16 protein-coding genes are annotated in these 20,333 nt (G+C 60.5%); 2 read left to right on the plus strand and 14 right to left on the minus strand.

Translation table 11 applies throughout. The features are described from left to right. The first annotated feature begins 164 nt into the window (after nt 1-164). On the plus strand, nt 165-7,208 hold the full coding sequence (locus OQ460_RS02850; protein ID WP_410020402.1) for an NEL-type E3 ubiquitin ligase domain-containing protein: 7,044 nt from the start codon (nt 165-167) through the stop codon (nt 7,206-7,208). Between the two features lie 63 nt (nt 7,209-7,271). Further along, nucleotides 7,272-7,490 carry a hypothetical protein gene (locus tag OQ460_RS02855; RefSeq protein ID WP_410020403.1) on the plus strand — a complete coding sequence of 73 codons (219 nt, stop codon included), beginning with the start codon at nt 7,272-7,274 and terminating at the stop codon, nt 7,488-7,490. Here OQ460_RS02855 and ureC read toward each other — a convergent pair. From ureC to OQ460_RS02925, 14 genes are all read right to left on the minus strand, one after another. Further along, complete coding sequence (gene ureC, locus OQ460_RS02860) at nt 7,487-9,187, minus strand: urease subunit alpha (protein WP_410020404.1); 1,701 nt, start codon at nt 9,185-9,187, stop codon at nt 7,487-7,489. The two genes, OQ460_RS02855 and ureC, sit on opposite strands and share 4 nt — an antisense overlap. Before the next feature lie 66 nt (nt 9,188-9,253). Next, nucleotides 9,254-9,559 carry an urease subunit beta gene (locus OQ460_RS02865; protein WP_410020405.1) on the minus strand — a complete coding sequence of 102 codons (306 nt, stop codon included), beginning with the start codon at nt 9,557-9,559 and terminating at the stop codon, nt 9,254-9,256. Next, nucleotides 9,556-10,089, minus strand: coding sequence for a GNAT family N-acetyltransferase (locus tag OQ460_RS02870; protein ID WP_410020406.1), 534 nt, complete (start codon nt 10,087-10,089; stop codon nt 9,556-9,558). Before OQ460_RS02870 ends, OQ460_RS02865 begins: the two co-directional genes overlap by 4 nt. 5 nt (nt 10,090-10,094) lie before the next feature. After that, on the minus strand, nt 10,095-10,607 hold the full coding sequence (locus OQ460_RS02875) for a GNAT family N-acetyltransferase (RefSeq protein WP_410020407.1): 513 nt from the start codon (nt 10,605-10,607) through the stop codon (nt 10,095-10,097). A gap of 9 nt (nt 10,608-10,616) precedes the next feature. After that, complete coding sequence (ureA, locus tag OQ460_RS02880) at nt 10,617-10,919, minus strand: urease subunit gamma (protein ID WP_314564126.1); 303 nt, start codon at nt 10,917-10,919, stop codon at nt 10,617-10,619. 84 nt (nt 10,920-11,003) lie between these two features. Further along, complete coding sequence (locus tag OQ460_RS02885) at nt 11,004-11,843, minus strand: urease accessory protein UreD (RefSeq protein ID WP_410020408.1); 840 nt, start codon at nt 11,841-11,843, stop codon at nt 11,004-11,006. Between the two features lie 30 nt (nt 11,844-11,873). Continuing rightward, a complete protein-coding gene (urtE, locus tag OQ460_RS02890) occupies nt 11,874-12,572 on the minus strand; it encodes an urea ABC transporter ATP-binding subunit UrtE (protein WP_410020409.1) in 699 nt (232 codons plus the stop codon). Nucleotides 12,573-12,659: 87 nt separating this feature from the next. Next, nucleotides 12,660-13,481 (minus strand): urea ABC transporter ATP-binding protein UrtD, encoded by an 822-nt coding sequence (urtD, locus tag OQ460_RS02895; RefSeq protein WP_410021913.1) that lies wholly within the window; start codon nt 13,479-13,481, stop codon nt 12,660-12,662. An 8-nt stretch (nt 13,482-13,489) separates the two neighbouring features. Beyond that, nucleotides 13,490-14,557, minus strand: coding sequence for an urea ABC transporter permease subunit UrtC (gene urtC, locus OQ460_RS02900; protein ID WP_410020410.1), 1,068 nt, complete (start codon nt 14,555-14,557; stop codon nt 13,490-13,492). Continuing rightward, a complete protein-coding gene (gene urtB, locus OQ460_RS02905; RefSeq protein ID WP_410020411.1) occupies nt 14,557-16,059 on the minus strand; it encodes an urea ABC transporter permease subunit UrtB in 1,503 nt (500 codons plus the stop codon). The genes urtC and urtB overlap by 1 nt, the downstream gene beginning before the upstream one ends. Nucleotides 16,060-16,140: 81 nt before the next feature. Beyond that, entirely contained in the window at nt 16,141-17,406 is a 1,266-nt protein-coding gene (urtA, locus tag OQ460_RS02910; protein WP_410020412.1) for an urea ABC transporter substrate-binding protein, read from the minus strand. Nucleotides 17,407-17,591: 185 nt separating this feature from the next. Further along, nucleotides 17,592-18,602, minus strand: a complete 1,011-nt coding sequence (locus tag OQ460_RS02915) for a FecCD family ABC transporter permease (protein WP_410020413.1) — start codon at nt 18,600-18,602, stop codon at nt 17,592-17,594. Further along, complete coding sequence (locus OQ460_RS02920) at nt 18,599-19,546, minus strand: ABC transporter substrate-binding protein (protein WP_410020414.1); 948 nt, start codon at nt 19,544-19,546, stop codon at nt 18,599-18,601. The genes OQ460_RS02915 and OQ460_RS02920 overlap by 4 nt, the downstream gene beginning before the upstream one ends. Next, nucleotides 19,543-20,331: an ABC transporter ATP-binding protein gene (locus OQ460_RS02925; protein ID WP_410020415.1), complete on the minus strand. Its 789-nt coding sequence runs from the start codon at nt 20,329-20,331 to the stop codon at nt 19,543-19,545. The genes OQ460_RS02920 and OQ460_RS02925 overlap by 4 nt, the downstream gene beginning before the upstream one ends. Nucleotides 20,332-20,333: the final 2 nt, after the last annotated feature.

The raw sequence follows: 20,333 nt of genomic DNA on the forward strand, positions 1-20,333 counted from the left end.
AATCCTTCACTGATGAGGCGAAAGTCTGCCGATGAACGGTTATTGCATGCGGTCGCGAGAGCATTGGTTGTTATCAGGCGCCGGTCCGGCAGATAGCAACTATCTAACGCGGCAGCGCCCCTTGGTCATGATGTGCTAGCGCTTCATCTCCAAGGAAAGAAACCATGTCCGATACCCACGCCCCCGTCGCTGCTGCAGAGCCTCCAGCAGCCTCAGCATCCCTGGGCATCCACGCCCCGTTCCTCGAAAAAGCCATTCCCGATTGGCTGCTCAATGCATCCCCACAGCGGCGTGCAGAACTGAAAGCAGCCGGCACGCTACTTCCCGACGGGTATTTGCGCGCCTCACCTGAACAACGAAAGGCACTGCAAGCCAGTTGTGTTGCCAGCTTCACCGCGCAGATTGCCTTGGACAAGGCAATGGCGGGGCTCCAGGAGATCGACGCCTATGCCAGGCCATTGTTGGTCAGCGCGTTGAAGGAGCATTTCAAGCTTGAGCTGAATGTAGACGAGACCTACCTGGTTCTGAAAAAACCGCTGGAAGTCGGGATTTTTTCCATTGAAGTCAGCAGCTTTGAAGTCTTGCGGCTGCCGCTGCTACAAGCCGCCCTGCATAATTTCGAAGAGTCCGAATGCGAGACCCACGCTTTCCACGCGTCTTCTGGTTTTTTGCAAAAAAACGGCGCAACCAACACTTTCCAGGCCATAACCCCGGCACTGACCGTGGCCCAGTTCACCAGGCTGTGCCGCTCGTTGGACATCGGCGCAAAATATCAGGCTTACCTGAAAAACTACTTGCAACCCAACCCTGTTGCTGCCGAGCAACTTCGAAACACCGTCAAAACCGCCCAGAAAGCGGCCATGCGTGCGGCGGCCGAAATAGCCCTGTTCAAACACGACATCGAACCCCGGGATTACACGTTGGTGCTGTCTGTCATCGATGGAGATTCTCAGCCATGGATGGATGGCAAGCGCGTAGGAATCTGTGATTTTGCTCTGATGGGACGTCAAATGACCGGGTGCGTGATGTTCTCGATCGGCGACTTGTATGGGCGCTCCGATGAGCGGCTTCTCTATATTCCCAATGACCCGGAGTATCCCCTCAAACGCTACACCGAGGCTGAGATGACCAGGCTTTTCAAGCAGCGCTTCACCACCCGTGATGCTGCTTCGCCGAGTGATGGCAGCCCGACGGCTTACCAGCAGTTTTTCAGCCAGTTCGTGGCTTATGCCGACCGCCCATATTACTTCTCCCAGTTCACCGAGGATGCGCCGACGGCGACAGTCGGGCAAAAGCTGGCGCCGTATGCCCCAATGGCCAATAAGCTGTTCGGTCTTGCTCCCTTCGGGGCTACCTATCAACTCCAGGACTTGCCGTTTGTCCCTCCGGCCCCTCTGGCGCCTAACCCTGACCCCTACCTTGCGCCCGGTGCCATGTTGCGCAAGGGGCCTGGTGTCTGGACCCATGATCTATGGGATTACCTGTCTGACCAGCATCGTGACAAGCTCATCGCCGACGCTCGGGCTCATGCAGTGCCCACGGTGGATGTCGATGCCCGGGTTCGTTCGGAAAAGCTCGCCCGCTTGCTGGATATAGGAATGCTGGTGTTGACCGGTGTCTCGATGTTTGTACCTGTATTGGGTGAACTCATGACCGGTACGATGGTGGCTCAGCTGCTGACAGAGACCTGTGAAGCCGCGCATGAGTGGAGTGAAGGTGACCGTCAGGCCGCCAAGGCCCATTTGATTGATGTGGCCCAGAACCTGGTGTTTATGGCCGCGATGGCCGGTGGTGCCAGAGGGCTGGCCAAACTGACCGCGGTCAAGGCTGAGCCGGTGATCGAGAGCTTGGAGCAGGTCACCTTGCCCAATGGCCAGACCCGCCTGTGGAAACCAGACCTTGGCGGCTATGAAAACACCGTCAGCCTGAATACCAGCAGCCCCAATGCCCTGGGCCAGTATGAACTGGATGGTAAAACGTATTTCCGCCAGGACGGTAAGGTTTACCAGCAGATCTATGACGAATCCCTCCAGTGCTGGCGTATCGCGCACCCGAGCGATACGCAGGCTTACCAGCCTATTTTGACCCACAACGGTGCAGGAGCCTGGCGCCATACCCTGGAGCGTCCACTTACGTGGGAGCGATTGAAGTTATTGCGGCGCATGGGACATGTGACCGAAGCCTTTACCGATGAGGAGTTGCTGAGAATCGGCGACATCAGCGGCGCCAGCGACAATGTGTTGCGCAAGATGCACTTGGATAATCTGCCTGCGCCTGCCGAAGTGACCAACACCCTGCGCTTGTTCGAGGCGGAGGAGGGGGTGGCCCAGGTGATTGAGCAAGTGCAAGAGGCGCGACCGCTCAATGACCGCTATTTGTACGTTCTGCCGATAGTGACCCAGTTACCGCGCTGGCCACAGGGCCTTGTGCTGGAGGTGTTCGAGGGGCCTGAACTTACGGGACCCTCGATCAGATACGGTTCCGAGTATCAGGTGCTACCTGGTGAGGTCAGAGCATCCATCAAGCTCAGCCGGGCCGATGTGATGAGTGGTGAATTGTCCACGCGTATCCTGCAGGCGCTCGACGAGCCGCAGATTACCCATCTGCTCGGTGCAGAGCCGGTGCAGGCCGGCACAACCAGGGCTCAAGTGCTCAATAAGCAAATTGCCGATTTCCTCAATACTCGCCAATCGGACGTATTCGACAGTCTTTACCAAGGTACGCAGCCCAAAGCCTGGGCCGTCATGCGGTTGCAACAAGTCACTCCAGGGCTCAGCGAGGCTGGCGCACGCGCTGTGCTGGCCCAGGCCGATAGCGAGGAACTGGAACGCCTGGCAAGCCGTACCACGCGCGTGCCGTTGAGGATGCTGGAAGATGCGCGTTGGTATGCCCGGCAAGGACGCCTGAGCAACGCGTATGCTGGGCTCTACATGGATAACATGGGGTCGGTCGATAGTAAGCGTCTGGCGCTGCATGCTTTGCAGAAAATGCCTGGCTGGTCGGATAACGTGCGCCTGGAAATCCGCGACACCAGCATCACGGGCTTACTGCTCGACGGTATTGGCAATGAGGCAGCACCGGTACGCAAGTATTTGGTCAAAAAAGGGCCGATGTACCAGGCGTTCGATGAGCGGGGCGACGCGCTCAACGGACTTGCGAAATGGGGCGACAATTTTTTCCCCTCCCTGATACATGCCTTGCCCGATGAGGTACGCCGAGGAGTGGGGTTCAACCACTTGTGGCAGCATATTGAGTTGCGGCTGGCCATTATCGAATACGCCAGTGGTCATCCCGATGAAATGGCGCTCGTGCTTGAACAGGACACTGTACGCAAAGGCATGAATAAGCCGCCTGCCAGGTTGAGAGATAAACGGGTGGGGTATTACGCCAGTGGTCGCGGCGCTGCTATGGATGCGTCCCTGGTGACGCGTGTTCAGGATGTCTACCCAGGCTTGACCGATCAACAAGCCAGCGGTTATCTCCTGAACCAGCAGCGTGCAGGCCGCACTGATGCCCAAATCTATGGTTACTTACAAGCGCAGTTGCGCGAGTGGCAAACCCTTGAATCAACGCTGGATGCGTGGGTAACCACCCACTCCCCGACGATGGGCGAGCTCTTGGCGAGCATGTCAAGGGAAGACATCGGTCTCGGGCGTTGGGCGGCGGCGCAGAGGATCAAGGCGTCGTGGCGAAATGCGCCTCTGGCAGACGAGCACCCCGGTTTCAGGCAGTTGGCAATATACGCCTCGGACCCTTTGCCTGCCCTTACGGCAAGTTTTCCCCATGTTCGCGAACTGACGCTGAGCGTGCCAGATCACGATGGCTCATTTCTGGCTCTTTGTCCTTCGCTGGAGGCACTTGACGTCACGATGCCGCAAAGCGATACGGAGCGTGTCTTCGAGGCATTGAGAAGCCTTCGACACTTGACTCGGCTGACCCTGCGTACGCAGGCACCGTTGCAGGTGATCCCCAGCCTGACGACCCTGTCCGGTCTTGAAGACCTTAGCCTTCATTGTACCGGCGCGGCAGCTGATAGCCCCGCCCTGGATGTTCATGGCTTTACCCGTTTGCGAAAGCTGAAGGTCACCAACCTTCAGATGAAGCAGTGGCCCATCGGTGTGCTTGAGCTACCACTGCTTGAACGTCTGGACCTGCGAGAGACCGGTATCGACACGCTGGCGTCGAACCTTTATCCCGGGCATGACCAGCTATTGAGAGGCCTGTCGCTGGATTGGTCGAAAATAACGCGCGAGTCCTTCAAGCCCATTTATGACTATGTGCGCAGCCAGCCCAGCCACTTGATCGATTCAGATGAAATGGTGAGGGATTACACCCAGGGTGAGCTTTTCCGTCTGGCAGCGGTGAACATCGACTCCCCTACATTACGCAGCAATCTTGCCATGTTATGGCCAGAACCTCAGGCCCGGCTCGATGCCATTGAAGCATTGAGCGTACAGGGTGGTGAACTTGACCGGCAGCTGCAATTGTGGCTTGACAGCACGACGCAGCAGACGGCTGACCGCGAAGCGATGAACTCTGTGGTTTCCACCTTGAAGCTGAACTGGCGCAGCAACTTGGCCCGCCAGCACATTTTCTCCGGCGACCTTATAACCCCCCCACAGCCTGCCCCTGGTTTTCCTGCGTATATTCCCCAGCCTTCAGCGTTTGATTTGTCAGGCTTGCAACTGAGCTCGCTGCCCGAAGTGCCTGCTGGGGCCTTCAACCATGTAAGAACCCTGAAACTGACAGACATGCGCATGCTGGACCTGCATTTGCAGAGGTTTGCCCTTGGCTTCCACGGCACTCAAACACTGATCATAAACAACACCGGGCTGACAGCGATGTCTTTCAATTTGAGTTACCTGCCCGAGCTTGAACATCTGAACCTGAGCAACAACCCGTTGAACACATTGAATGTCGGCGCATTGAGCCGGCTGCACTCTCTGAGCGTACGTGGGACACAACTGCAGGCATTGCCGTTTGGCGTGGAATATCTGCAGAGTCTGGCCTGGCTTGATATGCGAGAAACTCCAGTCGCCAGCTTGGCGCTGTCGTCTGCCCACGAGCAACTGCTGATCAACACCTACCTGAGTGATGCGCGCTTGAGCGAGCAAGCTAAAGCCAGCCTGGTCGAGTTCCGTCAGCAGTTCGAACAGGCCTGGGGCTTGCCTGCCGGTTCGCTGACCAGGTTGGCCCTTGAGGCGCAGGCAGACACCTTTGTGCCGACGGCCGGCGATGCACTGAACGTCCATCGCTTATTACCGTTACCGCCAGCCGAGCCTGCGCAAGGCTTGCTATCCCTGCAGAGCCGCGTGCGTCGCTTGTTCCCCGCGCTCAATGAGCCGCAGGCGCTCCAATGGGTCGATAAAATGCACGAAGAGGGCTTCACTGATCTGCAATTGCACGAACGAATCAATGGCTGGACCCAGACCCTTGATGCCTTGACGCGTCGTTTGAATGGTTGGTTGTTCATTCGTGAGACCACGGGTGGCGGCGGCTTGATATCGTCGCGCAGTCGGCAAACGGCGGCGCAGGCCATCATTGAGTGTTGGCGCGGCGGCGTGCTGAAGTCGGGCAGCGAAGCCAGTGCCGAACTTGATCTGGGTGGCTCACGACTCGGGGATCTGCCTGAGCTACCAGTCTCCCTGGCTCATGTAGGGACCCTGCAGCTCAGAGGCGTGCGGCTTTCCGAGCAGGGCTCCAACGCATTCCTGCGCGCTTTTCCCAACGTTCACACCTTGGACCTTAGTGGGAACCCGCTCTTCCAGGCATTGCCCGAGGCTATTGCCGACATGGCCCATCTGCGGCGGCTCGACCTGTCTTACACCGGCTTGATAGACGCCGAGGCTTTGCATGGCGCGTTGTCGGGCCTGGAACATCTGCAAGAGCTGAATCTGGCGAGTAACAATCTGGAACGTTTGCGGCTTGATGGCTTCAGGAGCCTTCAAGCGCTGGACCTGCGGAACAATCGACTGACGCAATGGCCTGAGGGCATCTGGCAGGCCGAATCGGTTACTCGCCTTAACCTGGCGAACAACGACATCTCCTCGATTCCCTCGCAGGCATTGGACGGTACCCACGATCAATTGTTGATGAATACTGATCTGTCCGACAACGGCGAAATGTTGCTGGGGGATCTTGAGCGGCTCAGAGACTACGCCAATCAAAGGCATCTGGAGCCCGTCGCAGGTTACACACACGCGGAGTTGGATAACCTGATCGATGGTGTTTCCTCCCATGGCGACAGTGAAGAGTCCGAGAGTGGAGGCGAAAGCGAACAATTCGATGAAGAGATTCCCGACGAGCCGGTCGGGGATGAACAACTGGTGGCATGGCTGGCAACCCTTGATCCTGAGGTGCAGTCTGGCAACCGAGCGCTGTGGGAGGGATTACAGGACGAACCGGGTCATGAGGCGTTTTTTCATTTGCTGTTGCGCTTGCAGGACACCGCGGAGTTCAGGGTTTCCCGCTCGGACCTTACCCGAAGGGTCTGGGAGGTGGTGAATGCGGCCGGCAGTGATAGCGAACTGAGACAGGTGCTGTTTCGTATGTCCGATACCCACGGCACCTGCGTCGACGGCCGCATCCTGACGTTCAGCGGGTTGGAGGTCAAAGTCTTTGAATACAACACCTTGCGCACCATCGACCCGGTCCGTCTGGACCTGAAAGGATCCGCCTTGTTGAAATTGTCCCGACAGCTGTTCCGTCTGGGCGAGGCTGAAAAACTGGCCGACCAAAGTATTAGTATTCATGGGCATCAGGCCGACCCTGCGGAGGTGCGACTGCAATATCGGGTGAGTCTCAGGGAGCCGCTGGACTTGCCTGGGCAACCGGGGGCCATGTCGTTTGCCAGGCCTCTTATTGGAGAGCCGTTGGCTCGTGCCATCCAGGCCGTGAATGACGCAGAAGCAAGCGACGCATTCTATGAGGACCTGATTACTCGTGATTACTGGGTGGACTATCTCAAGCAGAAATCCCCCGAGCGGTTTACCGCTCTTGAACAAGACCAATTGCAACAGCAGGAACAGCTCGAAGACGCTTATCCAGACTTCGACCAGGCCTATACGCAGGCTCAACAAGCCTTGGGAATTGAGCTTGAGATCGCGCGCAATCGCAAACTTCTTGAGTGGTCCCGGCAAGAGGTTGCGCAACTATCCACCGCTGTACGTGATCCAGCCCAGCCCGGCTCCTCCAGGGACCTGACATAGTTACCACTACGCCCGCGTCGCACTAAATAGGATCGAACCTTCATACTTATCAAGGTTCGATCCATGACAACTGCGCAGCTTTCAACACCCTCCGCCCTGCCCAGCATTGAGCAGGGCGCTCACTACGATTTGATCAAGGCAGCCATTCCCGAATGCCTGACCAAATCTTCGGCAGAGCGCCGGCTGACGCTCAAACGCACCAGGCCTGCCGTTCCATCGTGGTACGCGGCAGCTTGCGATGGAGACAAACCACCGCCCGAGAGGGCGGCGGCATTGGCCTAGAACAGAAAATAACGCTGGGCCATCGGCAGTGTGTCGGCCGGCTCGCACCAGAGCAACACACCGTCGGCCTTGACCTGGTAGGTCTGTGGGTCCACCTCGATATCCGGCAGGTAATCATTGTGGATCAGGTCGGTTTTCTGCACGTTGCGGCAACCCTTGACCACGGCGATCTGCTTTTTCAACCCCAGGGCCTCGGGCAATCCGGCGTCTTGCGCGGCCTGGCTGATGAAGGTCAGGCTGGTGGCATGCAGTGAGCTGCCGAAGCTGGCGAACATGGGGCGGTAGTGCACCGGTTGCGGTGTGGGGATTGACGCATTGGCATCGCCCATCAAGCTTGAGGCAATCGCACCACCCTTGAGGATCAGGGTCGGTTTGACCCCAAAAAATGCCGGACGCCACAGTACCAGGTCGGCCCACTTGCCCACTTCGACAGAACCGACGATATGGCTGACGCCATGGGTGATCGCCGGGTTGATGGTGTACTTGGCGATGTAGCGCTTGATGCGCAAGTTGTCGTTGCCGGGGCCGTCGCCGGGCAGGGCGCCGCGTTGTTTTTTCATCTTGTCGGCGGTCTGCCAGGTGCGCGTGATCACTTCACCCACGCGGCCCATGGCCTGGCTGTCGGAGCTGATCATCGAGAACGCGCCGAGGTCGTGCAGGATGTCCTCGGCGGCGATGGTCTCGCGGCGGATGCGGCTTTCGGCGAAGGCCACGTCTTCGGCGATGCTCGGGTCCAGGTGATGGCAGACCATCAACATGTCCAGGTGCTCGTCGATGGTGTTGCGGGTGAATGGCCGCGTCGGGTTGGTGGAGCTGGGCAGCACGTTGGGCAAGCCACAGGCCTTGATGATGTCTGGCGCATGACCGCCACCGGCACCTTCGGTGTGGTAGGTGTGGATGGTGCGGCCCTTGAGCGCGGCGAGGGTGGTTTCGACGAAGCCGGATTCGTTGAGGGTGTCGCTGTGAATCGCCACCTGCACGTCATATTGATCGGCAACGCTCAGGCAGTTATCGATGCTGGCAGGCGTGGTGCCCCAATCCTCGTGCAGCTTCAAACCGATGGCGCCGGCCTTGACCTGCTCGATCAACGGCTGCGGCAAACTGGCGTTGCCCTTGCCGGTAAAACCGATGTTCATCGGGAACGAATCGCTGGCTTGCAGCATGCGCGCCAGGTGCCACGGGCCTGAGGTGCAGGTGGTGGCGTTGGTGCCGGTGGCCGGCCCCGTGCCGCCGCCGATCATCGTGGTGACGCCGCTGGTCAGCGCTTCTTCAATCTGCTGCGGGCAGATGAAATGCACGTGGCTGTCGATACCGCCGGCGGTGAGGATCATGCCTTCCCCGGCGATCACCTCGGTGCTGGCGCCAATGGCCATGGTCACGCCCGGCTGGATATCCGGGTTGCCGGCCTTGCCGATCGCGTGGATACGGCCGTTCTTCAAGCCGACATCGGCCTTGACGATGCCCCAGTGGTCGATGATCAGGGCGTTGGTGATCAGCGTGTCGACCACTTCATGGGCCAGTAACTGGCTCTGGCCCTGGCCGTCACGGATCACTTTGCCGCCACCGAATTTGACTTCTTCGCCGTAGATGGTGAAGTCCTGTTCCACTTCGACAAACAGCTCGGTGTCGGCCAGGCGGACCTTGTCACCGACGGTGGGGCCGTACATGTCGACATAGGCTTGGCGGCTGATTTTCATGTGTGTGCCCTGAAAAGTATGTGTTGAATGTGAATCCGCTATCGGGGGCTTGCCCTCGATGAGGCCCTAAAGGTCGCCCATGATCCGCCCGGCAAACCCGAACACCCGCCGCCCGCCGCCCAAGTCCACCAACTCGACCTCACGACTCTGACCCGGTTCGAAGCGCACCGCCGTCCCCGCCGGAATATTCAGGCGCATGCCCCGGGCCAACCTACGGTCGAACGCCAGCGCATCATTGGTCTCGAAAAAATGATAATGCGAACCCACCTGGATCGGCCGATCGCCGCTGTTGGCCACGCTCAGGGTAACGGTGCGGCGGCCGACGTTGAGTTCGATATCGCCAGGCTGGATGCGGTACTCACCAGGAATCATGCAGGTTGCCCCAGGGTCTTGAAGTAGATGGCGGTCGGGCTGTAGCGTCCGTCCGGGCTTTGGCAGTAATCGGGCAGTTCACCGACGCGGGTGTAGCCCAGCGATTGGTAAAAGGTTTCGGCAGGCGAGCCGGCTTCGGTGTCCAGGTGCAGCAGGCCGCGCTGGTGCTGGCGCGCTTCGAGTTCCAGGGCGCTCATCAATTGCTGGCCCAGGCCGTGGCGCCGCATGCTGCTGTGGACCAGCAGCTTCTGCACTTCGGCGCGGTTCAGACCGTTGGTTTTCTGGCTCAGCGCCAACTGTACGCTGGCGATCAACTGTTCATCGCGCACCACCACCCACAGCAGCAGGCTGGCGTCTGCGAGGCTGGCGTGTACGTCCTTTAGATAAGCCTGGGCCTGGGCCTCATCGAAGTCAGCCATGAAACCGACCGAGGCACCGTGGCTGACGGCGTCAAGCAACAGCTCGATCAGGCCCTGGCGGTAATGGGCAAAGCTCTCGGTGTTGACTCGACGCAGTTGCGTAGCGCTCATCGCTCTCACTCCTTGGGCGGTTCGGCGCCTGGGTTCAGGGCCAGTTGCATAAAGGTCAGGTCGAGCCAGCGGCCGAACTTGATGCCCACTTGCGGCATCTGCCCGGTAGTGACAAACCCAAGGCGCTCATGCAGGCGGATCGAGGCCTGGTTGCCGCTTTCGATGGCGGCCACCATCACGTATTTGCCGCAGCGGCGGGCGCGTTCGATCAGCGCTTGCATCAGCTGCGGGCCAAGGCCTTTGCCGCGTTGGTCATTGCGTACGTACACCGAGTGTTCGACGCTGTAGCGAAAACCTTCAAAGGGCCGCCAGTCGCCGAACGACGCATAGCCGGTCACCTCTTCATTCTCGACGGCTACCAGAATCGGATAGCCCTGGGCCTGGCGTGCATTGAACCAGGCCTGGCGGTTCGCCAGGTCCACCGGTTGCTCGTTCCAGATCGCCGTGGTGTTGCGCACCGCGTCGTTGTAGATATCGCGAATGGCGGGGAGGTCCTTTTCGGTCGCATCACGGATCATGGCTGAGCCTCAGGCGATGGGTTGGTGGACGGTCACCAGCTTGGTGCCGTCGGGGAAGGTGGCTTCTACCTGGATATCCGGGATCATTTCCGGGATGCCTTCCATCACTTGCTCGCGACTGAGCAGGGTGGTGCCGTAGTGCATCAGGTCGGCCACGGTGCGGCCATCGCGGGCGCCTTCCATCAGCGCGGCGGAAATAAAGGCGATGGTTTCCGGGTAGTTGAGCTTCACACCGCGCGCCAGGCGACGCTCGGCCACCAGGCCTGCGGTGAAGATCAGCAGTTTGTCTTTTTCCCGTGGGGTCAGGTCCATGGTTCAAGGTCCTTCAAACATCATTCATAAAAACACCGCAGATCCCATGTGGGAGCGAGCAAGCCCGCTCCCACATTTTGATCTTCATGTGCTCCAGATTCGGGGGGGAACGGCGTCCCGGCCCAGCACCGCCGGGCGTAGCAGTTTCCATAGTTCAATCAACCAGCCCCGTGCCAACAGCGCTTCACTGGCCAGGCAGCGGGCCACCAGCAAGCCGGGTAACTGGGTCAGGTCGCCGCGCACGGCGTGGGGCAGGGCGCGGCAGGTTTCGAGTAGTTCTGGTGCGATGTCGCCGGTCACCAACAACGTGGCGAACACCGGCTGCCCGTCCAGCCCGATGGGCGAGTCGAGCAGGCCATCGGCACCCACAATGCGCTGGCGTTCATGCCAGAGCAACTGGCCGTCGCGGCGAATATCCAGGTGCGATTGAAAATGGCCGAGGTCGAAACGTTCGCCGCTGGCCGGGCGACCAAGGGCGACCACATCCCAGTAGAACAACCGGGCATCGCCGTGCAGCGCTATGCGTGTAGTGAGTTCGGCCTGGGCGGCGCTGAACACGATGGTTTCCTGGGGCAGCCACTCCAGCGTCGCGCCGGTTTGCACCGTGAGGTCCAACTGCTGGAATGCCGGGCCATTGGCGCGATACCACTTGGCTGCGCCGGGGCTGGTCAATTGCGCCCATGCGCCTTCGGCCACGTGGGCGCGGATGTCCAGGCGATCACCGCCGGCGATTCCTCCGGGCGGATGCACGATGATGTGCTGGCACACCTGGGGACCTTCAGCGTACAGGTGCTTTTGTACGCGCAGCGGGCCGATGTGACGGCGCATCACCGGGCGCGTGGAGGCGCCGAAACGTGCATAGCCGAGCGCAAGTTCGGCATGCCAGCTGGGGGTGAAGAGGGCAGGGGAAACGGGCAGGTTCATGTTCAGTGCTTATCGCCAGGACGCCACAGATTAGATCGTTACGAGGCCGCGTACACCTTCGCTTTCCATGTGTTCACCACGGCCCTGCTGGACGATTTCACCGCGGGACATCACCAGGTAGTGGTCGGCCAACTCGGCGGCAAAATCGTAGAACTGTTCTACCAGCAGAATCGCCATATCACCCCGCGCTGCGAGTTGCTTGATCACCGCGCCGATCTCCTTTATCACCGACGGCTGGATGCCTTCGGTAGGTTCATCGAGGATCAACAAGCGTGGACGGCTGGCCAGGGCGCGGCCGATCGCCAACTGTTGTTGCTGGCCGCCGGACAAGTCGCCGCCGCGCCGATGTTTCATCTGCAGCAGCACCGGGAACAGTTCGTAGATGAAGACGGGCACTTCCCTGGCTTCGGAGCCGGGAAAGCGCGACAGGCCCATAAGCAGGTTTTCCTCTACCGTCAGCCGCGCAAAAATCTCCCGGCCCTGGGGCACGTAGGCAATGCCGGCGTGCACGCGCTGGTGCGGCTTGAAACCGGTGATGGCCTTGCCTTCCCAGTTGACCGCGCCTTCCTTGGCCGGCAGCAGGCCCATCAGGCACTTGAGCAGGGTCGTCTTGCCCACGCCGTTACGGCCGAGCAGGCAGGTGACTTCGCCGATCTTCACCTCGAACGAGAGACCGCGCAGGATGTGGCTACCGCCGTAGTACTGGTGCAGCGTGTTGACTTGCAGCATGTTCAACTCTCCTCAATTCCCCTGTGGGAACCGGATCAACTGTGGGAGCAGGCAAGCCAGCGCCACATAAAGCAGTCTGTGTCAGCTTCAGCGCCCGAGATACACCTCGATGACGCGCTCGTTTTCCTGCACCTGCGCCAGCGACCCTTCAGCCAGTACGCTGCCCTGGTGCAACACCGTCACGTGATCGGCGATCGAGCCGACAAAGCCCATGTCATGTTCCACCACCATCAACGAATGCTTGCCCGCCAGGCGCTTGAACAGCTCGGCGGTGAATTCGGTTTCGGCGTCGGTCATGCCCGCCACCGGTTCGTCCAGCAGCAACAGTTGCGGGTCTTGCATCAGCAGCATGCCGATTTCCAGAAACTGCTTCTGGCCGTGGGACAGTAACCCGGCCGGGCGCTGTGCCGAGGCGGCCAGGCGGATGGTGTCGAGCACTTCATCAATACGGTCCTTTTGCTCGCCGCTCAGGCGCGCCCGCAGGCTGGCCCACACCGACTTGTCGGTCTTCTGCGCCAGTTCCAGGTTTTCGAACACGCTCAGGGCTTCGAATACTGTGGGTTTCTGGAACTTGCGGCCGATACCGGCCTGGGCGATCTGGACTTCGCTCATGCTGGTGAGATCCAGGGTTTCGCCGAACCAGGCCGTGCCGTGGCTGGGTCGGGTCTTGCCGGTGATCACGTCCATCAGCGTGGTCTTGCCCGCGCCGTTGGGGCCGATGATGCAGCGCAGTTCGCCAACGCCGATGTACAGGTTCAGGTCGTTCAGGGCTTTGAAGCCGTCGAAGCTGACGCTGATGTCTTCCAGGGTCAGGAGGGTACCGTGACGGGTGTTCAGGCCTTTGCCTGCCGCTTGGCCAATGCCGATAGCATCGCGGCCGCTGCCTGCATCGAAAACGGGTTCAAGCATCATATGCCTCACTTCTTCAGCAGCCCGATCACGCCCTTGGGCAGGTATAAGGTGACGATGATGAACAACGCCCCGAGGAAAAACAGCCAGTACTCCGGGAACGCCACGGTGAACCAGCTCTTCATGCCATTGACCACCCCGGCGCCAAGCAGTGGGCCGATCAGCGTACCGCGCCCGCCCAGGGCCACCCAGACGGCGGCTTCGATGGAGTTGGTCGGCGACATTTCGCTGGGGTTGATGATGCCCACCTGCGGGACGTACAACGCCCCCGCCAAACCGCACAGCACCGCGCTCAGTACCCACACGAACAGCTTGAAGCCGCGCGGGTCGTAGCCGCAGAACATCAGGCGGTTCTCGGCATCACGCAAGGCGGTCAGCACCCGGCCGAACTTACTGCGGGCCAGGCGCCAGCCGATGTACAGGCTCGTCACCAGCAACAGCACGGTGGCCACGAACAGCACCGCGCGCGTGCCTGGCTCGGTAATGCCAAAGCCCAGGATGCTGCGGAAATTGGTAAAGCCGTTATTGCCACCAAATCCGGTCTCGTTGCGAAAGAACAGCAGCATTCCGGCAAACGTCAGGGCCTGGGTCATGATCGAGAAATACACGCCCTTGATCCGCGAGCGAAAGGCGAAGAAACCGAACACCAAGGCGAGCAGGCCCGGCGCCAGCACCACCAGGCACAGCGCCCAGAGGAAGTGATCGGTGCCGGCCCAATACCACGGCAGTTCGGTCCACGACAAAAAGGTCATGAACGCCGGCAACTCGCTGCCTGCCGCCTGGCGCATCAGGTACATGCCCATCGCATAGCCGCCGAGCGCGAAGAACAGACCGTGGCCCAGCGACAGCATCCCGGCGTAGCCCCAGACCAGGTCCAGGGCCAGGGCGACGATGGCGTAGCAGAGGATCTTGCCCACCAACGTCAGGGTGTAGGCCGAAATGTGCAAGACATGGTCTGGCGGCAACAGTGACAAAAGCGGCAATGCCAACAGCACGGCGAGGACCGCCACGCCCACGGCGATTGTGACTTTGGGGCCGGCCTTTTGGGTGGCCGTGAGCATCAATGGCTGGTTCATCAGTCGATCACCCGTCCTTTCAGTGCGAAGAGTCCCTGCGGGCGTTTCTGGATAAACAGAATGATCAGCGCGAGGATCAGAATCTTGCCGAGCACGGCACCGATTGCAGGTTCCAGGATCTTGTTGGCGATCCCCAGGCCGAAGGCCGCAGTCACGCTGCCGGCCAACTGGCCGACACCGCCGAGTACCACCACCAGGAACGAGTCGATGATGTAGCTCTGGCCCAGGTCCGGGCCAACGTTGCCGACCTGGCTCAACGCTACGCCGCCCAGGCCTGCAATGCCGGAACCAAGGCCAAAGGCGAGCATGTCGACGCGCCCGGTGGGCACGCCGCAGCAGGCCGCCATGTTGCGGTTCTGGGTAACTGCGCGCACGTTCAGGCCCAGGCGCGTCTTGTTCAGCAACAGCCAGGTCAGCACTACCACGAACAAGGCGAAGCCGATGATTACGATGCGGTTGTACGGCAGCACCAGGTTGGGCAGCACCTGGATCCCGCCGGACAGCCACTGGGGGTTGGACACTTCAACGTTCTGCGCGCCGAACACCAGGCGTACCAGTTGGATCAGCATCAGGCTGATGCCCCACGTGGCGAGCAAGGTTTCCAGCGGCCGGCCATACAGGTGACGAATTACGCTGCGCTCCAGCGCCATGCCGATGGCGGCGGTGACGCAAAACGCCACCGGCAGCGCGATCAACGGGTAGAACTCAATGGCCTGGGGCACGTAGCGCTGCATCATCAACTGCACCACATAGGTGGAATAGGCACCGAGCATCAGCATCTCGCCGTGGGCCATATTGATCACGCCGAGCAGGCCGAAGGTGATCGCCAGCCCGAGGGCGGCCAGCAGCAGGATCGAACCCAGGGACATACCGCTGAAGGCTTGGCCGAGCAGTTCGCCGATCATCAGCTTGCGCTTGACCTGGGCCAGGCTGGTCTCGGCGGCAGTATGTACGGCTGTGTCGGTTTCTACGCCCGGTGCGAGCAAGGCCTGCAGTCGGGTGCGGGCCAAGGGGTCGCCGGTGTCGCCGAGTAAACGTACGGCCGCCAAACGCACCGCGGGATCGGGATCGACCAGTTGCAGGTTGGCCAGGGCCAGGCTCAGGGCGGTATGGACGTCTTCGTCGGCTTCGCTGGCCAGTTGTCGGTCGAGAAATTGCAGCTGCGCCGAGGTGGCGCTTTTTTGCAGTTGTTGAGCGCCTGCGAGGCGCACCTCGGGATCGGCGGCGAGCAGTTGCTGGCTGGCTTGAACGTTGTTGATCAAGCCGCGCAAACGGTTGTTCAGGCGTACGGTTTTGGTTTCACCGTTGACGCTGATCTGGCCTTGCTGCAGGCCGTTGACCAGCTCGATGCGCGCTGGGTCAGGCTGTGCGGCCCAGTCCTGCAACAGTTTGGCCTGTTGCATCGGGTTGGCCGCCAGAAAGTCTTCTGCATCGCCTGCGTATGCGGCCAGGGGCAGCAACAGCAGGCAAGCCAGGATGAAACGGTGGAGGGCAGTGGTCATAAACAAATGTCCTGGTCGTGCGCGGACTAGGTTTCTGTGGGAGCGAGCAAGCCCGCTCCCACATGTGGTCGGTGATGCGGTTTAGTTGCTCTTCACCGCATGGTCCGGCTTCTTGTCATTGCCAGGAATGTACGGGCTCCACGGCTGCGCGCGGATCGGTTCCTCGGTCTGCCATACCACCGAGAACTGCCCATCGGCCTGGATCTCGCCAATCATCACCGGCTTGTGCAGGTGGTGGTTGGTCTTGTCCATGGTCAGGGTAAAGCCCGACGGCGCGGCGAAGGTCTGGCCGCCGAGGGCTTCACGCACTTTGTCGACATCGGTGGACTTGGCCTTTTCTGCCGCCTGCGCCCACATGTGGATGCCCACGTAGGTGGCTTCCATCGGGTCGTTGGTCACGGCTTTGTCCGCGCCCGGCAGGTTGTGTTTCCTGGCGTAGGCTTTCCAGTCCGCGACGAACTTCTGGTTCACCGGGTTCTCCACCGACTGGAAGTAGTTCCAGGCCGCCAGGTTGCCCACCAGCGGTTTGGTGTCGATGCCGCGCAGTTCTTCTTCACCCACGGAGAACGCCACCACCGGTACGTCGGTGGCCTTCAAGCCCTGGTTGGCCAACTCCTTGTAGAACGGCACGTTGGAGTCGCCATTGACGGTGGAGACCACTGCCGTCTTGCCACCGGCGGAGAACTTCTTGATGTTGGCAACGATGGTCTGGTAATCGGCGTGGCCGAACGGGGTGTAGACCTCTTCGATATCTTTATCCGCCACGCCTTTGGAATGCAGGAACGAGCGCAGGATCTTGTTGGTGGTGCGCGGGTATACATAGTCGGTGCCGAGCAGGAAGAAACGCTTGGCGTTGCCGCCTTCTTCGCTCATCAGGTATTCCACCGCCGGGATCGCCTGCTGGTTCGGCGCGGCGCCGGTGTAGAACACGTTGGGCGACATCTCTTCGCCTTCGTATTGCACCGGGTAGAACAGCAGGCCGTTGAGTTCTTCGAACACCGGCAATACCGATTTGCGCGACACCGAGGTCCAGCAGCCGAACACTACGGCAACCTTGTCCTGGGTCAGCAACTGCCGGCCTTTCTCGGCAAACAGCGGCCAGTTGGAAGCAGGATCGACTACCACGGCTTCGAGCATCTTGCCGTTCACACCGCCCTTGGCGTTGATCTCGTCGATGGTCATCAGCGCCATGTCCTTGAGGGACGTTTCGGAGATGGCCATGGTCCCGGACAGCGAGTGCAGGATGCCGACCTTGATGGTCTCGGCGGCCTGGACGGTCCAGGTCAGGCCCATGGCGGCAATGGACGCCGACAAAGTGAAAGCCTTGATCAAGCTACGACGCTTCATGGTGCAATCTCCGCGAACTCAACATTGTTATGAGGGGGATAAGTCGAGGAGGTGATTGCAAGCGCTGTGCCTAGTCGGCAAATGGCATGAAATGGTCGTTTCGCTGGTGATCGGGCCTTGTCGATGCACCATCAAATGGCAGGTCAGGGCCAGGGGTGCAACTGTGTGCGCCACAACGGGGCGGCTCAGCGCTTGCGCATCAAGCCGATAAAGAACAACCCTCCGATGGCTGCGGTGGCCACGCCAATCGGCAGGTCTTCGGGGGCGATCAGCGTGCGTGCGGCAACATCGACCCACACCAGGAACAGGCTACCGAGCAGCACACACACCGGCAGCAAACGCCGATGCTCGGCGCCCACCAGGCGCCGCGCAATGTGCGGCACCATCAAGCCGACAAAGCCGATGGAGCCGCTGATGGAAACCAGCACGCCGGTCATCAACGAGGCGATCAGGAATACTTTCAGGCGCACATTGCGCGCGTTCAGGCCCAGGGTCACAGCGGTCTGTTCGCCGGCCATCAGGGCATTCAGCGGCCGCGCCATGCCCAGCAGCAGTGCGAGCCCGAGCAATACCGTGGCGGTGGGAATCGCCAGCAGTTCCCAGCGCGCCAGCCCCAGGCCGCCGAGCATCCAGAACATCACCGCCGACGCTGCCCGGTGATCACCCATGAACAGCAGCAGATTGGCCACCGCCATCATCACGAAGGACACCGCCACGCCGCACAGCAACAGGCGATCACTCTCCAGGCGACCGTTGCGACTGGCCACCGCCAGCACTACCAGCATGCTGAGCATGGCGCCGATAAAGGCGGCAATGGGCAAGGTCAGCAGGCCGATGATTTCACCGATATGCAGTACCACGATCACTGCACCCAAGGTGGCGCCGGAGGTGACGCCCAGCAGGTGCGGATCGGCCAGCGGGTTGCGGGTCACTGCCTGCAACACCGCGCCGATCAGCGCCAGGCCGGCACCGACCAATGCACCGAGGAGCATCCGCGGGACCCGGATCAGCCAGACGATATGTTCCTGGCCGACGGGCCAGTTCACTTCGCCGATGCCCAGCGTCTTGTGCAACAGAATCCGCCACACCACATCCACCGGCACCCGTGCCGAGCCGAAACCCAGCGAGACCACGCAAGAAACCAGCAACACGGCACCAAGGGCAACCAGCAACAAGGCGTAGCGACGGTTGATCATTGGCCGTGGAACCCCTTGGCCAGGGTTTCGACGGCCAGCACGTTATCGATGCCCGGTGTGGCTTGCACATAGGGGATGACGATAAAGCGTTGATGCTTGATGGCGTCCACCGATTGCAGCGCCGGGTTATCGAGCAGGAACTGTTGTTTCTGCTCGGCGGTGATTTCGCTGTAGTCGACGATCACGATCACCTGCGGATTGCGCTCCACCACGGTCTCCCAGTTGACGCGAGTCCAGCTGGCGTCCACGTCATCGAGAATATTGCGCCCGCCGGCGGCATCGATCAGCGCCTGTGGCATCCCCAGGCGGCCGGAAGTCATGGCGCGGTCTTCGCCGCTGTCGTAGAGGAATACCCGGGGTTTTTCAGCGGGCAAGGTTTTGCGAACCTCGGCGACCTGTTCCTGCATCTGCGCGATCAGCGCATTGGCGCGCTCTTGCACATCAAAAATCCTGCCCAGGTTGCGCAGGTCGTTATAGGTGTCTTCCAGCGTGGCTGCCGGGCGCTTCATCACAAAGGCGCACGACTCGGTCAACTCGTAGACATTGATACCCAGCGGCTGCAAGGTTTGCGGCGTCAGGTCGCCGCCGACACGCATGCCGTAGTCCCAGCCGGCGAAGAAGAAATCGACATTGGCGTTGAGCAGGGTCTCCACCGACGGGTACTTGCTGGCCAGCTCCGGCAAACCGTCGAGGATCTGTGCCATGTGCGCAGTGACCGCTTTCCAGCCCGTTACACCGCTGTAGCCGACCATGCGCGACTTGAGGCCCAGGGCGAGCATCATCTGGGTCATGTTGATGTCGTGGCTGACTGCATGTTCAGGCGCTTGATTGAACGTCACCTCGCGATTGCAGCTGCGGATCTTCAAAGGGTAATGCGTGGCTTCGGCGAATGCCTGGGTTGCACCGCACAACAGGAACAGGCACAGCAGGGTACGCAAGGTCATGGTTGGGTTATCCAGGTGATTCGGGGGTAGCCGGACAGGGGATGGGTGTCGATCAATGCCTGGACGCCAAACACCTCGCGCAGCAGATCAGCGGTCAACACTTCGTGGGGCGTGCCGCTGGCGACGATGCGCCCGTGGTTGATCACATACAGGCGATCACAGAAGGCGGCGGCCAGATTCAGGTCATGGATGCTGGCCAGGGTGCCGATTTTCAAACGCTTGACCAGTTTCAGGAGTTCCAGTTGGTAACGCGGATCAAGGTGGTTGGTCGGCTCATCCAGGATCAGCAGTTGCGGTTGCTGCGCCAGGGCGCGGGCGAGGATCACGCGTTGCTTTTCACCACCCGAGAGGGTGGCAAAGGCGTGGTCCTCAAAGCCCAGCAGGCCGACCGAGTCCAGTGCCTGCCGAATCAGTTGTTGGTCTTGTCGGGTGTCGCCATCGAACAACCCCTTGTGGGGCGTGCGTCCCATGGCAACCACTTCATCGACCCGCAGGCCGAAGGCGTCGGGAAACTCCTGCAGAACCACGGCGATGCGCTGGGCGCACCAGCGTGAGGACTGCTTCCACACGTTCTGATGTTCGAGCAATACCTCACCGTGCTCCGGTTTGCTGAACCGATAGGCGCAGCGCAACAGGCTGGTCTTGCCGCTGCCGTTGGGGCCGATCAAGCCCACGAACTCACCCATCCCCACGTGCAGGCTGGCATCACGCAGTTGGAACTGGTGATGGCAATGACCGTGACCCAAAGGGGTCCACGCGAGGCGGGTGAGGTTGAGTGAGGTCATGC

The sequence above is a fragment of the Pseudomonas imrae genome, from assembly GCF_046352735.2.
GTDB lineage: Bacteria > Pseudomonadota > Gammaproteobacteria > Pseudomonadales > Pseudomonadaceae > Aquipseudomonas > Aquipseudomonas imrae.

What these genes read in the sequence shown, in the direction of transcription:
- urtD (WP_410021913.1), bottom strand. Translation starts at nt 13,481, where the DNA reads ATGCTTGAACCCGTTTTCGATGCAGGCAGCGGCCGCGATGCTATCGGC.
- urtC (WP_410020410.1), bottom strand. Translation starts at nt 14,557, where the DNA reads ATGAACCAGCCATTGATGCTCACGGCCACCCAAAAGGCCGGCCCCAAA.
- urtE (WP_410020409.1), bottom strand. Translation starts at nt 12,572, where the DNA reads ATGCTGCAAGTCAACACGCTGCACCAGTACTACGGCGGTAGCCACATC.
- urtB (WP_410020411.1), bottom strand. Translation starts at nt 16,059, where the DNA reads ATGACCACTGCCCTCCACCGTTTCATCCTGGCTTGCCTGCTGTTGCTG.
- OQ460_RS02865 (WP_410020405.1), bottom strand. Translation starts at nt 9,559, where the DNA reads ATGATTCCTGGTGAGTACCGCATCCAGCCTGGCGATATCGAACTCAAC.
- ureA (WP_314564126.1), bottom strand. Translation starts at nt 10,919, where the DNA reads ATGGACCTGACCCCACGGGAAAAAGACAAACTGCTGATCTTCACCGCA.
- OQ460_RS02870 (WP_410020406.1), bottom strand. Translation starts at nt 10,089, where the DNA reads ATGAGCGCTACGCAACTGCGTCGAGTCAACACCGAGAGCTTTGCCCAT.
- OQ460_RS02885 (WP_410020408.1), bottom strand. Translation starts at nt 11,843, where the DNA reads ATGAACCTGCCCGTTTCCCCTGCCCTCTTCACCCCCAGCTGGCATGCC.
- OQ460_RS02920 (WP_410020414.1), bottom strand. Translation starts at nt 19,546, where the DNA reads ATGACCTTGCGTACCCTGCTGTGCCTGTTCCTGTTGTGCGGTGCAACC.
- OQ460_RS02875 (WP_410020407.1), bottom strand. Translation starts at nt 10,607, where the DNA reads ATGATCCGTGATGCGACCGAAAAGGACCTCCCCGCCATTCGCGATATC.
- ureC (WP_410020404.1), bottom strand. Translation starts at nt 9,187, where the DNA reads ATGAAAATCAGCCGCCAAGCCTATGTCGACATGTACGGCCCCACCGTC.
- urtA (WP_410020412.1), bottom strand. Translation starts at nt 17,406, where the DNA reads ATGAAGCGTCGTAGCTTGATCAAGGCTTTCACTTTGTCGGCGTCCATT.
- OQ460_RS02850 (WP_410020402.1), top strand. Translation starts at nt 165, where the DNA reads ATGTCCGATACCCACGCCCCCGTCGCTGCTGCAGAGCCTCCAGCAGCC.
- OQ460_RS02925 (WP_410020415.1), bottom strand. Translation starts at nt 20,331, where the DNA reads ATGACCTCACTCAACCTCACCCGCCTCGCGTGGACCCCTTTGGGTCAC.
- OQ460_RS02915 (WP_410020413.1), bottom strand. Translation starts at nt 18,602, where the DNA reads ATGATCAACCGTCGCTACGCCTTGTTGCTGGTTGCCCTTGGTGCCGTG.
- OQ460_RS02855 (WP_410020403.1), top strand. Translation starts at nt 7,272, where the DNA reads ATGACAACTGCGCAGCTTTCAACACCCTCCGCCCTGCCCAGCATTGAG.